Raw genomic sequence first — 13,767 nt, forward strand, 5'->3', positions numbered from 1 at the left:
AACCACTGCAGGCTTTTTAATTTTTAGCAAATTCAAAATATCCGCATAGTATTAATACATCACATAGTTATATATTAAAATATAATTCTGTTAAAATTTTTTATTTAAAATATAATTCTGTTTTTATAAATAATTCAATATGTTTGGAATGTTAAATCGTCACAGCCGTAAAAATGAAACGAATTGTCTTTTTACTTTCGATACTCTTCCCGTGTATCGAATTATATGCACAAAAAACCAGGCCGCAAATACTACAACAAGTACTGGCAGATGCCAATCTGCCGGGCATTCAATTGGTGTATACAGCCAATGGTAAAACAACGGCTTATAATGCCGGTGTTGGTAAAGAGGGTTTAACACAAATAATAAATTCCAAAACCATATTCAGGGCTGGCTCATTAGGTAAATGTGTATTTGCTTATGCTGTTTTGCGCCTTTATGACAGGGGCGTGCTCTCGTTAGATACACCGTTACTGCGTTATATAGGCAGCTACAAAAGGTTCGACGCTAAAGACCCGCGGTATAGTATGATAACCGCGCGAATGGTTTTAAGTCATACGTCCGGCCTGGCCGAGTTTCAGGAATTTGATACAGGTGAGCCTGTAAAGCTGCTGTTTGCACCGGGCAGCTCTTTTTCATATTCGGGCGAGGGCTACTGGTTTTTGCAAAAGGTGTTAGAAAAGCTAACCAACAAACCGCTTGAGCAGTTGATGCAGGAAGAGGTATTTAAACCGCTGCGAATGCAAAGTAGTACTTATGTGCAAAACCAAGGCATGGATATCAGCGTAATTGGCCCGGAGAATAAAGACCTTGCCGATATGATGCCAAATGCAGCATTTACACTACTTACCAACGCGCATGATTATAATCTGTTTCTGCAGGCCCTATTAGCAGGTAAAGGGTTGAAACCCGCTACGCAGAAGCTAATGTTTAGCAAACAAAGCAACGCGCAATGGTTTGGCCACCCCGCCGGTAAAGCCGATGATTATATCAACTGGGGACTTGGCCTTGGCTTACAATACAACCAAAAAGGGAACATGCTGTGGCACTGGGGCAGTACCGGCGATTTTTACTCGTTTTTTATAGCCAACCCGGTTAGCAAACAAAGCATGGTTTTCTTTACGTGTGGCACATCAGCCTTAAAAATTACCGACCAGCTGGCTGATATTTTTATGGGCAAGCAAACAACCTGGGCTATGCGCTGGCTTGGATTAGGGTATGACCATCCCGAAACCATGCCGCGGCTATATAATGCTTTACGCCAACAAGGCTTTAATAATGTGCCATTGGTGTTTAATAATCTTAAAAGCAAAGGTTATCAATTCTCTGAAAGGGATATTAATGCCTACGGATATGTACTAATGAAGCAGATGCTATATAAGCAGGCTTTTGCCATATTTAAGCAGCAGGTAGCCATGTACCCGCAAAGCGCAAACGCTTACGATAGCTTTGCTGAAGCCAGCGAAGGTTTAGGCAATAAGCAATTGGCTATTAACAGCTATAAACGCTCGTTGGGATTAGATACTACAAATGTAGCCGCTCGTTATCATATCAAAGGGTTAGAGAACCCCGCTTTTACTGCGGATAAGCTCAATGTATTTACCGGCAAATTTACCAAATTAGATAAAGCCGACGTATTTCTAAAGTTAGAGGCTAAGAGGAACAGGATCATCCTCACCCAATCATGGGATGGTAACAAACTGGAGTTTTTCAGGATAGGCGACCTGGAATTTTATAATACAGATACCCAATTTAAACTAAGGTTTGAAAAAGATACTTCGGGAGCTATTGATAAAGCTTTTGTAACAAACAATGTAGCATGGATAAAAGTGAAATAAAAAAAGCAGGCTTGGCCTTGCGCTATACCTGCTTTCATAAATTTTTAATTAACTATTAACCGACAGTTTGATTAAATCTGTTAGTTAGTACAAATATAATAAATTATCTTTTTAATTTAATTATTATCATATAAATCAAATTTGATAATCTATTCAAAATTACAATAGGTAAACAATCGGCTGATAGTTAGCGCTTTATTGGGTAACCTTTACGGGTATTGGCGTTACGTAATAAAAAGCCCCTCTGTCAACGCTTTTAATGTTTACATCCATCGTTTCGTTCATCTTATTAATATTTACGTTGATACTGCCATCGGGGTTGGCTGGCAGGGTAACATATTTTTTTGTGTCGGCCATGGCGGGGGTAATGCTGCCTTTAAACAGGTTTACGGTTAAGGCAACTGCAATAACGGTTAGGATGATTTTGGTGTACAGGTCTGTTTTCATGATGTGTTTATTGGTTTTGTGGTTTGAAGATAGTGGTTTAGGTTAAATTCTACTTGTCCATTTTTATAAAATGTATGAGTATTTGGCTATTTTCGGGACGATTTGAATATCTGTATGAAGAAACAACTACTAATTATATTATTAGGTTTAGCTGCAATAGGCTGTAAAAAGGAATCTAACAAGCCAGAAGAAAAACTGGTAAACCTGCAAGGTAATTATCATTCATCAACTACTGCGGATTTCGGCGCCCCCGTTATGTATACCCAGAGGGGTATAATAACCGATGCTTCAATTATTAATAATTACTTAAGCCGCAAAAAAATAACAGACCTTTTTACGCCTAGTGCGGTACAAGCAGATCTGTTAAATATCAATATAGATGCAGCCTCAAAAGTAACAGGCCGGGTATATATTAAAGGGTTTATCAATGCCTATAAGGATATTAATGGATTTATTGCCGAACAATCATCATCTGAGCTATTGATAAAGGGTAATAAACCTGATACTATCCCTTCGACGTATAATCCTGTTGGAGGGGGGATAGGTAAAACACAACCAATAACTAGCGTTATGCTTTATCCCGCGCCATTTGGTGGCTTTACAATAAGCCTGCCTCAATTAAGGCTGGCAATAATAGGGGGTGAGCTATATTTGTCAGAACTGGCATATTATTATCATTACCAAAACGGAACTTCATATGTTTATGGCAATTCATACACCTACGACCTTTTAAACCCCGATCTTACCAAAGAATTGTTTTCAAAAGATACCATTGTGGTACAGCAAAGGCTGGTAAAGCTTATTAAATAGCAGTTTAATAGCTAAAGTCGTATTTGTAAATAAGGGTGAAAAGAATGGTATCTGTATCCCAGGAGTGGTATACTTTGGTAGTGGTTAAACTTTCCAGTTTTTTGTTGGTTATCTTATATTCAAATTGGTGTTCATCATAAACTTTGCCATTCAAATCGGTGTTAAAGTACATTTTCATAGACTTTGGCATTTTTTTGATTAAGGAAAGAACCATTGGATTCAAATCCCCGTAATCAAAAGAGCGAATAACCTCGGGGTTAAAACCAACTTCTTCTGTCCATCCTTCAAATACCCAGGTATTGCCGCCGGGGTAATCACCTTTTTCCTGCCAGGTAAGCTTGGTCAATTCGTTATTACTATTGTATTCATAATCGTAATAATAGCGTTTCTCCTGATCATTGTATATTCCTAGTACATTTACAAGTTCAATACGGGTGATTCTGCCACCGCTATCATAGCTAAAATTGTACTGATCTTTTATTTGATTGTAAGGTACAAAGGTGCCATCGGCTATTTGATGATATTGTAAAGGGATTACCTGTATAGTAGTTAGGCGGCCTGCCGCGTCGTAAACATGTTTTTTTGTTGAGGTTTTATCAGCTGTTTTGGTTGTTGCTGCGATTATACGCCCGTTTGCATATTCGTAAGTAATAATCTCGTTTTGATTGCTACTAAATGTGGGGTTGAGGTGCTTAACAGATACAAGGTTTTGGTTGCCATCATATGTAAATGTAAATAATGAGTTTTCATCGCCTGATGGCAATACCGACTGCCTGATTAAACTTACGTTTGGAATAGTATTGGTAGCCAGCTTATCTTTTTTACAGCCTGTTACAGCAAATAATATAATTGTAAAAGCAATAAAAAAACGCGGGTATAATAGTTTCATATATAAGGTTATGCAGGGGTAAAAATAATAATTTTATACTGATTGGGAGATTAGACGGCGTACAAAAAGGCGCAAAACAAAAAATCCCTCCGTTTTATGGGAAGGATTTTGAGCGAAAGACGAGATTCGAACTCGCGACCCCGACCTTGGCAAGGTCGTGCTCTACCAACTGAGCTACTTTCGCGTTGGGGTGGCAAAAGTATAATTTTAGTTTAAATGGCAAAAAAATATTTTGAAATAGTTGAATCGGCAGCTTTGATGACGTTTTAAAGGGGGACTATAAACGCCTTAAAACGCCCTTAAAACGCCCTGAAACGGCCCCGGTAACTCACAAGCGTTCACGTTCACTGCCGTGAACACCTGTGAAAGTTAATAAATAGTTGATAATCAGTTGTTTTAAAAATCAGCTAATGACAAAATATTGCCACCATTTTATTTGGTATAATTACTATGAGGCCCGTGGGCACAGGCATTGCCAACTAAACCCGATTGCAGCGGATACCGGCCCGGCGCCTAAAGCCTGTGCAGTATGAGCGGAAAGCGGGGCCGGCTGGCGATAGCTGCACAGCAACTGTTTTTCAAATTATTTAAGCTGTACCTGCATGCTGCTCAAATAAAACTCAATAACAACGGGTATAACCAGGCTGCGTTCATAATTAGGTTTGGTATTGATACCTTAATAAATAAAAGGTAACCTGTCGCGCGTTTTTAGATTCTTCGCTATTGCTCAGAATGACAAGTTGATAACGTAGAATCATTCATTCCCGTCCACTCACTCCACTTAATCAATCCTTTACAAAAAAACTTTTCTTGCAAGCCCTTGAAAATCAAAAAATAAAATCTACCTTTGCAGTCCTTAAAATAAGGATAAAACTGTAAATACAAAAAAGCAAAAATGCCTACTATTCAGCAATTAGTTAGAAAAGGTAGAGTAGCTATGGTTGACAAGAGTAAGTCACCAGCGTTGGACAGCTGTCCACAGCGAAGAGGCGTGTGCACCCGTGTGTACACCACTACCCCTAAAAAACCAAACTCAGCAATGCGTAAAGTTGCACGTGTGCGCCTTACAAATGGTAAAGAAGTTAACGCCTACATCCCTGGTGAAGGCCACAACTTACAGGAACACTCTATTGTTTTGATCCGTGGTGGTCGTGTTAAAGACTTACCGGGTGTACGTTACCACATCATCCGTGGTGCGTTAGATACATCAGGTGTAGCCGGCCGTAACCAACGTCGTTCTAAATACGGAACCAAGCGTCCTAAACCAGGGCAAGCAGCAGCGGCTCCAGCAAAAGGTAAAAAGAAATAATTAAAGGAGGATAGTAAAAATGAGAAAGTCAAAACCGAAAAAGAGAATCCTTCTTCCTGATCCGAAATTCAATGATATTTTGGTAACCAGGTTTGTAAATAACATGATGTTTGACGGTAAAAAATCTACCGCTTACACCATATTCTACAATGCAGTTGAGATAGTAGAGAAAAAAACAAGCGAAAACGGGTTAGATACCTGGAAAAAAGCTTTGAACAATGTAATGCCTGCTGTTGAAGTAAAAAGCCGCCGTGTTGGTGGTGCAAACTTCCAGGTACCTACAGAGGTTCGCCCTGAACGTAAAGTTGCTTTGGGTATGAAATGGTTGATCAGCTATGCTCGTCGCCGTGGTGAAAAAACCATGATGGAGAAATTAGCCGGCGAGATCATATCTGCTGCTAAAGGTGAAGGTGCTGCCGTGAAGAAGAAAGAAGATACGCACAAAATGGCTGAGGCTAACAAAGCGTTCTCTCACTTTAGATTCTAAAAAATAATTAGCGATTTAGCGAATTGGTGATTTATTGATTTGGTAACATGTTACTAATTCTAAAATCACTAATTCGCTAATTCAATAAATAAATAATTGAAATGTCAAGAGATCTAAGATATACAAGAAACATAGGTATTGCCGCCCACATTGATGCCGGTAAAACCACTACTACAGAGCGTATTCTGTATTACTCGGGTGTTAGCCATAAAATTGGTGAAGTACACGAGGGTGCAGCTACCATGGACTGGATGGCGCAAGAGCAGGAGCGTGGTATTACCATTACATCTGCAGCTACCACCGTTAACTGGAAATACAGGGGCCAAAACTATCACATGAACATCATCGATACCCCGGGACACGTGGATTTTACCGTTGAGGTAAACCGCTCGTTACGTGTATTGGATGGTTTGGTTTTCCTTTTCAGCGCGGTTGATGGTGTTGAGCCACAATCAGAAACCAACTGGAGGCTTGCTAACAACTATAACGTTGCCCGTATAGGTTTCGTTAACAAGATGGACCGTTCTGGTGCCGACTTCTTAAACGTTGTTAAACAGGTAAAAAGCATGTTAGGCAGCAACGCTGTTCCGCTTCAGTTACCAATTGGTGCCGAAGAGAACTTTAAAGGCGTGGTTGATTTAATTAACTGGAGAGGTATTGTTTGGAACGAGCATGATAAAGGTATGACCTTTACTGAAGTGCCTATTCCTGATGATATGCTTGAAGAAGCAACCGAGTGGAGAGAGAAATTGCTTGAATCAGTTGCTGAGTACGACGAAAGCCTGATGGAGAAATTCTTTGATGCTCCTGAAACCATTACTGAGCGCGAAGTACTTGATGCTTTACGTAAAGCGGTTTTAGATGCTAAGATAGTTCCTATGGTTTGCGGTTCATCTTTCAAAAACAAAGGTGTACAAACCATGCTTGATTATGTGATGGAGTTACTTCCTTCACCAATGGATGTTGAAGGTATTATTGGTACCAACCCCGATACAGGCGAAGAAGTATTACGTAAACCGGATGTTAAAGAGCCATTTGCTGCATTGGCATTTAAAATTGCTACCGATCCATTCGTAGGTCGTTTATGCTTTATCCGCGTATACTCTGGTAACCTGGATGCTGGTTCATATGTACACAACATGCGTTCAGATAACAAAGAGCGTATCTCCCGTATCTTCCAGATGCACGCTAACAAGCAAAACCCTATCCCTAACGTAGGTGCAGGTGATATTGCAGCGGTAGTAGGCTTTAAGGATATCAAAACAGGTGATACACTTTGTGACGAGAAACACCCTATCATCCTTGAATCTATGAACTTCCCTGACCCGGTTATCGGTTTGGCTATTGAGCCAAAAACTCAGGCTGACGTTGATAAATTAGGTATGGCTTTGGGTAAATTAGCCGAAGAGGATCCAACCTTCCGTGTAAATTCTGATGAAGAAACCGGCCAAACTGTAATTAGCGGTATGGGCGAGCTTCACCTGGATATCATCATGGACCGTCTTAAACGCGAGTTTAAGGTAGAGGTTAACCAGGGTGCCCCACAAGTTGCTTACAAAGAATCTATCACAGGTACTATACAACACCGCGAAACATACAAGAAACAAACCGGTGGCCGTGGTAAATTTGCCGATATACAGGTTGTATTATCACCAAATGACGAAGGTAAAGAAGGTTTACAGTTTGTGAACGAAATTAGCGGTGGTTCAATCCCTCGTGAGTTTATCCCATCTGTTGAAAAAGGCTTCGCTGCTTCAATGGCAAATGGTGTATTAGCAGGTTACCCGTTAACCAGCTTAAAAGTAAGGTTAATTGATGGTTCGTTCCACGCGGTCGATTCAGATGCGCTATCTTTTGAGTTAGCTGCTAAGATGGCTTACCGTGAGGCATTGCCAAAATGTAAACCGGTATTGCTTGAGCCTATCATGAAGATCGAGATCCTTACCCCTGAAGAAAACATGGGTGATGTTATCGGTGATATGAACCGTCGTCGTGGCCAGCTGTTAGGTATGGATAGCCGCGCAGGTGCACAGGTAATTAAAGCAACTGTACCACTTTCAGAAATGTTTGGTTATGTAACCCAGTTACGTACTATCACTTCTGGCCGTGCTACTTCAACCATGGAGTTTGATCACTATGCTGAAGCACCACGTAACGTACAGGAAGAAGTAGTTGCCAAAGCAAAAGGCAAAAGAGCTGCTGCAAACGCGTAAATAAAGATTAGTTGATCGGGTGTAATCCCCGATCAACTTTTCAAATCAAATAAATAATCGGCCGCTATAATAAATAGCTCTTATAACGGTCATAAACAAAAACAAAATGAGCCAAAGAATCAGGATCAAATTAAAATCGTACGATTACAACTTGGTTGATAAATCAGCCGAGAAGATCGTTAAAACAGTAAAGCCAACAGGCGCTGTAGTTAGCGGGCCACTTCCGTTACCAACCGAAAAGAAAATTTTCACTGTTTTACGTTCACCACACGTTAACAAAAAAGCACGTGAGCAATTCCAGTTATGCTCTTACAAGCGTTTATTGGATATCTACAGCTCAAACTCAAAAACTGTAGATGCGCTGATGAAGCTTGAATTGCCAAGCGGTGTTGAAGTTGAGATCAAAGTGTGATAGTACCGGAAGATCTATAAAAAAAGCCATTCTTGAAAAAGAATGGCTTTTTTGTTGCTGCAATGCGTTATTATAAACAAATGTTATTGCGAGCGATAGCGTGGCAATCTCATAGGGTAAGCGGATATGTTAAGATTGCCACGTCGCTATCGCTCCTCGTAATAACATTTGTTGCTTATTGGTGTTCCGGCATGCCATTTGGATCCATCCACGCAATTTCCCATAGGTGGCCGTCAAGGTCTTCGTAGCTATGCTGGTACATAAAGCCGTAATCGGTTGGTGGGTTAGGTATATTAGCACCCGCTGCCTCTGCTTTGCCTATCATTTCATTAACGGCATCTTTGCTCCCGGCAGATAGGCATATGATGCATTCTACCGCTTTACGGGCATTTACAATTTCTTTTTTAGTGAAGGTTTGGAAGAACGGTTCTGTTAGCAACATCACATAAATGGTATCGCTGATGATCATGCAGGTTGCCTTCTCGTTGGTAAATTGCGGGTTAAACGTATAACCAAGTTTGGTAAAGAATGCTACCGACTTATCAAGGTTTTTAACGGGAAGGTTTAAAAAAATTTGAGTTGCCATGTTTTTGAGTTGTTTTTATTATCCAAAGGTATGGGCGCAAAGCTATACTGCAAATGCGCAAAAACGACAATTTTAGGGGGCTTTTGCGACATGTTATTTAACCACTTCTGTAAAAGTGATACGGTTTAAAAATGGGTCGTTCACCGTCATCTCTATCGAATCGGTGTTCCATTCAGGTACTTCTAAACCGGGGTAGTTATATTTGTATTGTTTGGCTATCAACTGTTCGTGAAAGGCTTTTAAGCCTGTGAAGTTTTCAACGCGAAACTGCGAACCGGGGCTGGCATCACCATGATGTTCGGACAGGTGGAATTGCACATCGTTTAAGGATAGTTGCATGTAAACAGGCACGCCTTCTACACCGTGTTTCCAGTCGATTTTAAAACCAAGCCAGTCTACATAAAACTCAATAGCTTTATCATAATCAAACATCCTGAAGATGGGTTTTATAGTTGTCATAGATAGTCCTCCTTATTTGCTAAAAAATCAAGCCAAACACCTTCCAATTCATCAACCAAATGTGGCCTGATGGAAATACCCGATGCCTGTGGCGCCCAGGTTTGTTCGGCAAGGTTACCTGTTTTTAATATATCAAATGTTAATATAGGTTCTTTTTCGGGGTTCAGTAAAACATCAATACTGATGTTAATGCGGTAATAGATGCGCCCCTTGCGCGATGCCAGGTAGGGCTCAGATTGGATGTACCCCGAGCCGAAAATGCCTTTTGGTTCAACACCCAGGCGTACCAGGTAAGCCCTGTCGCCGGGTTGGATGGTTTTATGGCTGGCAACGCTCCAGTTATCTACTAATTTGCCGGTAGTATTAAGCTTTTCTATATCAGCGTCAATATTTTCCCACTTAAACTTAACGGGGTTCCAGCCAAAAAGGTAAGCTTTCATTATCCTTTACCCGTTAGCTCGTCGTTTTTATTACGTTCGGTTTGCAGCTCACGGGCAAGTTTCTTTTCCTTCTCGTTGGCTTTGGTTTTATAAGCTTTGTATTCTTCTTCCAGTTCGTTATAAAGCTTAATACGGTAGCTGGCTTCGCGGCTGTGGCTGCCAGAACGGGCAATAACAATAGCAGCTATTGCGCCAAAGCTTATTACAAGCCCCCACATAATTAAGTTATAGGTTGATTTTGAAAGCGGCATGCCTAATAAGCTTACCTCATCAACCTTTGCTTTTGACTGGGCGAGGGATTGGTCTTTTGTAGCTGCTGACGCTTTTAGCGTATCTATGGTTTTTGTTTGCTCCGCAAGCGTAGCCTTTGCTTCTGTTAATTGCTTGCGCGTTATACGAAGGGTATCGTTATAATTTTTAAATAAAGCAGCTACCAGTGGCTGCTGATAGTTATATACTTTGGTTAGTAAATATTGATATTGCCCGCGTAAGCTTTTATCTACCGGTGCAGCGGGTTGTGCAGGGGCAAGTGCTCGTTGCTGTACGGGAGTTGTTGCCGCCGCATTAACGGGTGGCGTTACCGGTTTTTTATAGGCGTTATATGTAGGTTTTGCAGCAGTTGTTTTTACAGCAGCGGCTTTTTTTGTGGTGTCTTGCGCGTAAGTAAAGCCGCTGTAACTTAATAGGAGTGTTATGAATAGTATCTGTAATTTAAAAAGCTTCATCATATAAATATTAGGTTCGGGGGGCGGATTATAGGATAGGGTAGTTTTTTTAATTTGGTATAATATGTTTAACGTAATAAATTACTTTAAAGTTTATAAATATTCTTCATATATAGTGCAAACTTCACTATTATCTTTACAATAAGCAGCTGTAATGTATAAAAAAGATGTTAACTATATATTATAGCGTGTAATTATCAAAAGCATATATTAGCCTTTTTAATTTATACTATGCGGATAGGTATTATAGGTTTGGGCGATATGGGCCGTTTGTATGCCAAAGCTTTTGCAATAGCGGGTTATACAGTATGCGGTTGCGATATGCCCATTAACCGGGAACGACTGGAAAACGAACTAAGCCCCCTGGGGATTACCCTGATGGATCACGGGAAAGATGTATCGCGTGTAAGCGACCTGATCATCTACTCGGTTGAGGCCGATAAGCTGGAACAGGTGGTGGCCCAATACGGGCCTGCAACTAAGTACGGCGCCATAGTAGCCGGGCAAACCTCGGTTAAACACCCCGAAATAGCCATATTTGAAAAATACCTGCCTGCAGATGCGCAGATCATTACCTTCCATGCCATGCACGGGCCGGGTTTTGAACCTAAAGGCCAGAAACTTATCCTGATAAACCATCGCAGCGAACCTGATGCTTATCAGCGTATGCTGGACCTGTTCACTGCAGTGGAAACCGATATAGTTGAGATAAAAGATTACCACGAACACGATAAAATAGTGGCCGATACCCAGGCTGTTACCCACGTAGGTTTCGAGAGTATGGGCACCGCGTGGAAATCTGCCGGTTTTTTCCCCTGGGAGAATGCTTCATACGTAGGCGGGATAGATAATGTAAAGATCCTGACCACCTTGCGTATCTTTAGTTACAAAGCGCACGTGTATGCCGGTTTGGCAATCCTTAACCCATACGCGCGGCAGCAGGTACGGCAATACGCCATGTCCGAATCTGAGTTGTTTAAGCTGATGATAAAAGAGGAAGCGGCAGAATTTAAGGCCCGGTTATACAAGGCGCGCGATTTTGTGTTCCATGAGAGCCGTAAGCCCATTATGCTTAATGATAGTGTGATGCGGGAGTTTTCGTTATCGCAAAATGCCGACCATCAAAAACCAAACTCGCACCTCAGTATATTAAGTATGGTTGATGCCTGGTACCACCTGGGGGTAAACCCGTATGATAACCTGATATGCCAAACGCCGCCATTCAGGCTGCGCCTTGGTATTGCCGAATACCTGTTTAAGAACGAAGATCTGCTTGAGGAATCGATAGAAACCGCACTGTATGATAAAACCATCCGCGGGGATGATCTGGAGTTTCATTCGGCCGTGCGGGAGTGGAGTGCCATTATCGGCTATGGCGATATGGAAGGCTACAAGAAGCATTTTAACGAGGTACAGGCCTTCTTTAAAGGCAGGCTGGAAGAAGGCAACAAACAAAGCGCCGAACTGATACGAAGGCTGATGATGGAGTAGTCCCGCTGGTTGTTATCCTGAGCATCGCCAGGAATATATTGGCGAACTTTGCGTTAGGTATTGCAGTGGATACCGGCCTCTGGCTAACGCCTGCGCAGTATGAGCGTATAGCCCGGCCAAAGGCAACATCCATAAATTAAATGATGCGATCATTAAAAAATGCGGCCGCCCTGGCCGCGTATACTTTAGTGTGGTTGATCTGCATAAAATGCCGTTGTAATTATTCCTTTTCCGTTCTATGCATCTCCCACAAAACCAACTATTTCGCTTTACCGAATATTTATTTAAAAATAACTTGATAACTATTTGAAAATTAATGTAAAGTTTCTATCTTTGCCGTCCCTTAAGGGGGAAATAATATGCCTTGAACGAAGCCCTACTGCTTCGATGGGCACAAATAAAATAAAGAAAATGTCAGGAATTATTGGTAAAAAAGTAGGAATGACCAGCATTTTCGATGAGGCAGGGAAAAACATTCCTTGTACAGTAATCGAAGCTGGCCCTTGCGTAGTTACTCAGATCAGGTCTGTTGAAACAGACGGGTATGCTGCTGTTCAGTTAGCGTATGGCGAGAAGAAGGAAAAAAACACCTCTGGTCCGTTAAAAGGCCATTTCCAAAAAGCCGGTACTACTCCAAAACGTAAATTAGTTGAATTTAAAACTTTCGAAGAAGAGAAAGCTCTTGGTGACACCGTTACCGTTGAGATATTCTCTGCAGGCGATTACGTTGATGTGGTAGGTACTTCAAAAGGTAAAGGATTTCAGGGTGTTGTAAAACGTCACGGTTTTGGTGGTGTGGGTATGCAAACTCACGGTCAGCACAATCGTTTACGTGCACCAGGTTCATTGGGTGCTTCGTCTTGGCCTTCACGTGTATTTAAAGGTATGCGTATGGCTGGTCAAATGGGTAACGTTCGTGTTAAAGTGCAAAACCTTGAAGTGGTTAAAGTATTTGCCGAGCAAAACTTAATCGTGGTAAAAGGTTCAATCCCCGGAGCTAAGGGTTCATTCGTAATAGTGGATAAATAAGATGGAAATCAACGTATTAAATCTATCAGGTAAAGAAACAGGTGCCAAGGTGCAGCTGCCTGAGTCCGTATTCGGAGTAGAGCCTAACGATCATGCTATTTACTTAGATGTAAAGCAGTTCTTAGCAAACCAACGCCAGGGTACGCACAAATCAAAACAACGTAATGAAATTGCAGGTTCAACCCGCAAATTACATAAACAAAAAGGTACAGGCGGCGCCCGTGCAGGTAGCATCAAATCTCCATTGTTTAATGGTGGTGGTCGTGTTTTCGGTCCGCAGCCACGTGATTACAGCTTTAAGTTGAATAAAAAACTTAAATCACTGGCACGTAAATCGGCTTTATCATACAAAGCACAAGACAATAACATTTTAGTATTGGAAGATATCAGCTTCGACGCTATTAAAACCAAAACTTATGTTAAAATGGTTGCAGACCTAAATGTTACTGATGTTAAAACATTATTAGTATTAGCTTCTGCAAATGAGAATGTGTATTTATCAAGCAGGAACCTTAAGAAAACGAAAGTTATCACTGCCGATCAGTTAAACACTTATGACGTGTTAAACGCTGGCAAACTTTTGTTAACTGAAGGCGCTGTTAAAACTTTGGAGGAAGCATTAGCTAAGTAAT

The 13,767-nt window shown here is 41.2% G+C and carries 15 protein-coding genes and 1 tRNA gene; 9 read left to right on the plus strand and 7 right to left on the minus strand.

Translation table 11 applies throughout. The features are described 5' to 3' along the window. The first annotated feature begins 173 nt into the window (after nucleotides 1-173). Nucleotides 174-1,838 carry a serine hydrolase domain-containing protein gene (locus IDJ75_RS12180; RefSeq protein WP_191175893.1) on the plus strand — a complete coding sequence of 555 codons (1,665 nt, stop codon included), beginning with the start codon at nucleotides 174-176 and terminating at the stop codon, nucleotides 1,836-1,838. A gap of 195 nt (nucleotides 1,839-2,033) precedes the next feature. Here the strand turns inward: IDJ75_RS12180 and IDJ75_RS12185 are convergent, their stop codons facing one another. After that, complete coding sequence (locus tag IDJ75_RS12185; RefSeq protein ID WP_191175894.1) at nucleotides 2,034-2,285, minus strand: hypothetical protein; 252 nt, start codon at nucleotides 2,283-2,285, stop codon at nucleotides 2,034-2,036. A gap of 114 nt (nucleotides 2,286-2,399) precedes the next feature. On the opposite strand from IDJ75_RS12185, the gene IDJ75_RS12190 reads away from it, so the two are divergent. Continuing rightward, nucleotides 2,400-3,095 (plus strand): hypothetical protein, encoded by a 696-nt coding sequence (locus tag IDJ75_RS12190; protein ID WP_191175895.1) that lies wholly within the window; start codon nucleotides 2,400-2,402, stop codon nucleotides 3,093-3,095. Between the two features lie 4 nt (nucleotides 3,096-3,099). Here IDJ75_RS12190 and IDJ75_RS12195 read toward each other — a convergent pair whose 3' ends face one another. Both IDJ75_RS12195 and IDJ75_RS12200 read right to left on the minus strand, forming a co-directional pair. Further along, nucleotides 3,100-3,984 carry a hypothetical protein gene (locus IDJ75_RS12195; protein WP_191175896.1) on the minus strand — a complete coding sequence of 295 codons (885 nt, stop codon included), beginning with the start codon at nucleotides 3,982-3,984 and terminating at the stop codon, nucleotides 3,100-3,102. Between the two features lie 111 nt (nucleotides 3,985-4,095). Next, nucleotides 4,096-4,168: transfer RNA gene (locus IDJ75_RS12200), tRNA-Gly, on the minus strand. A gap of 711 nt (nucleotides 4,169-4,879) precedes the next feature. On the opposite strand from IDJ75_RS12200, the gene rpsL reads away from it, so the two are divergent. The 4 genes from rpsL to rpsJ all read left to right on the plus strand — a co-directional run bounded on the left by rpsL (nucleotide 4,880) and on the right by rpsJ (nucleotide 8,405). Further along, nucleotides 4,880-5,293, plus strand: a complete 414-nt coding sequence (gene rpsL / locus IDJ75_RS12205; RefSeq protein WP_067063087.1) for a 30S ribosomal protein S12 — start codon at nucleotides 4,880-4,882, stop codon at nucleotides 5,291-5,293. Nucleotides 5,294-5,312: 19 nt separating this feature from the next. Further along, a complete protein-coding gene (gene rpsG / locus IDJ75_RS12210; RefSeq protein WP_067063090.1) occupies nucleotides 5,313-5,780 on the plus strand; it encodes a 30S ribosomal protein S7 in 468 nt (155 codons plus the stop codon). Nucleotides 5,781-5,881: 101 nt separating this feature from the next. Continuing rightward, the gene (fusA, locus tag IDJ75_RS12215; protein ID WP_191175897.1) at nucleotides 5,882-7,993 is read left to right on the plus strand and encodes an elongation factor G; all 2,112 of its coding nucleotides are present in this window, start codon (nucleotides 5,882-5,884) and stop codon (nucleotides 7,991-7,993) included. Nucleotides 7,994-8,099: 106 nt separating this feature from the next. Next, the gene (rpsJ, locus tag IDJ75_RS12220) at nucleotides 8,100-8,405 is read left to right on the plus strand and encodes a 30S ribosomal protein S10 (protein ID WP_022830652.1); all 306 of its coding nucleotides are present in this window, start codon (nucleotides 8,100-8,102) and stop codon (nucleotides 8,403-8,405) included. Nucleotides 8,406-8,580: 175 nt separating this feature from the next. Here rpsJ and IDJ75_RS12225 read toward each other — a convergent pair whose 3' ends face one another. From IDJ75_RS12225 to IDJ75_RS12240, 4 genes are all read right to left on the minus strand, one after another. Further along, the gene (locus IDJ75_RS12225) at nucleotides 8,581-8,991 is read right to left on the minus strand and encodes a VOC family protein (RefSeq protein WP_191175898.1); all 411 of its coding nucleotides are present in this window, start codon (nucleotides 8,989-8,991) and stop codon (nucleotides 8,581-8,583) included. Nucleotides 8,992-9,084: 93 nt separating this feature from the next. Beyond that, nucleotides 9,085-9,450: a glyoxalase superfamily protein gene (locus tag IDJ75_RS12230; protein ID WP_191175899.1), complete on the minus strand. Its 366-nt coding sequence runs from the start codon at nucleotides 9,448-9,450 to the stop codon at nucleotides 9,085-9,087. Then, nucleotides 9,447-9,890 carry a hypothetical protein gene (locus IDJ75_RS12235; RefSeq protein WP_191175900.1) on the minus strand — a complete coding sequence of 148 codons (444 nt, stop codon included), beginning with the start codon at nucleotides 9,888-9,890 and terminating at the stop codon, nucleotides 9,447-9,449. Before IDJ75_RS12235 ends, IDJ75_RS12230 begins: the two co-directional genes overlap by 4 nt. Further along, nucleotides 9,890-10,618 carry a hypothetical protein gene (locus tag IDJ75_RS12240; RefSeq protein WP_191175901.1) on the minus strand — a complete coding sequence of 243 codons (729 nt, stop codon included), beginning with the start codon at nucleotides 10,616-10,618 and terminating at the stop codon, nucleotides 9,890-9,892. Before IDJ75_RS12240 ends, IDJ75_RS12235 begins: the two co-directional genes overlap by 1 nt. Nucleotides 10,619-10,846: 228 nt before the next feature. Here IDJ75_RS12240 and IDJ75_RS12245 point away from each other — a divergent pair, with 228 nt between their 5' ends. From IDJ75_RS12245 to rplD, 3 genes are all read left to right on the plus strand, one after another. Further along, complete coding sequence (locus IDJ75_RS12245; protein WP_191175902.1) at nucleotides 10,847-12,106, plus strand: prephenate dehydrogenase; 1,260 nt, start codon at nucleotides 10,847-10,849, stop codon at nucleotides 12,104-12,106. Nucleotides 12,107-12,517: 411 nt separating this feature from the next. Beyond that, the gene (gene rplC / locus IDJ75_RS12250) at nucleotides 12,518-13,135 is read left to right on the plus strand and encodes a 50S ribosomal protein L3 (protein ID WP_191176130.1); all 618 of its coding nucleotides are present in this window, start codon (nucleotides 12,518-12,520) and stop codon (nucleotides 13,133-13,135) included. A gap of 1 nt (nucleotide 13,136) precedes the next feature. Continuing rightward, nucleotides 13,137-13,766: a 50S ribosomal protein L4 gene (rplD, locus tag IDJ75_RS12255; protein WP_191175903.1), complete on the plus strand. Its 630-nt coding sequence runs from the start codon at nucleotides 13,137-13,139 to the stop codon at nucleotides 13,764-13,766. Nucleotide 13,767 lies beyond the last annotated feature (1 nt).

Source organism: Mucilaginibacter rigui, from assembly GCF_014773275.1.
In the GTDB taxonomy this organism is placed as follows: Bacteria; Bacteroidota; Bacteroidia; order Sphingobacteriales; family Sphingobacteriaceae; genus Mucilaginibacter; species Mucilaginibacter rigui_A.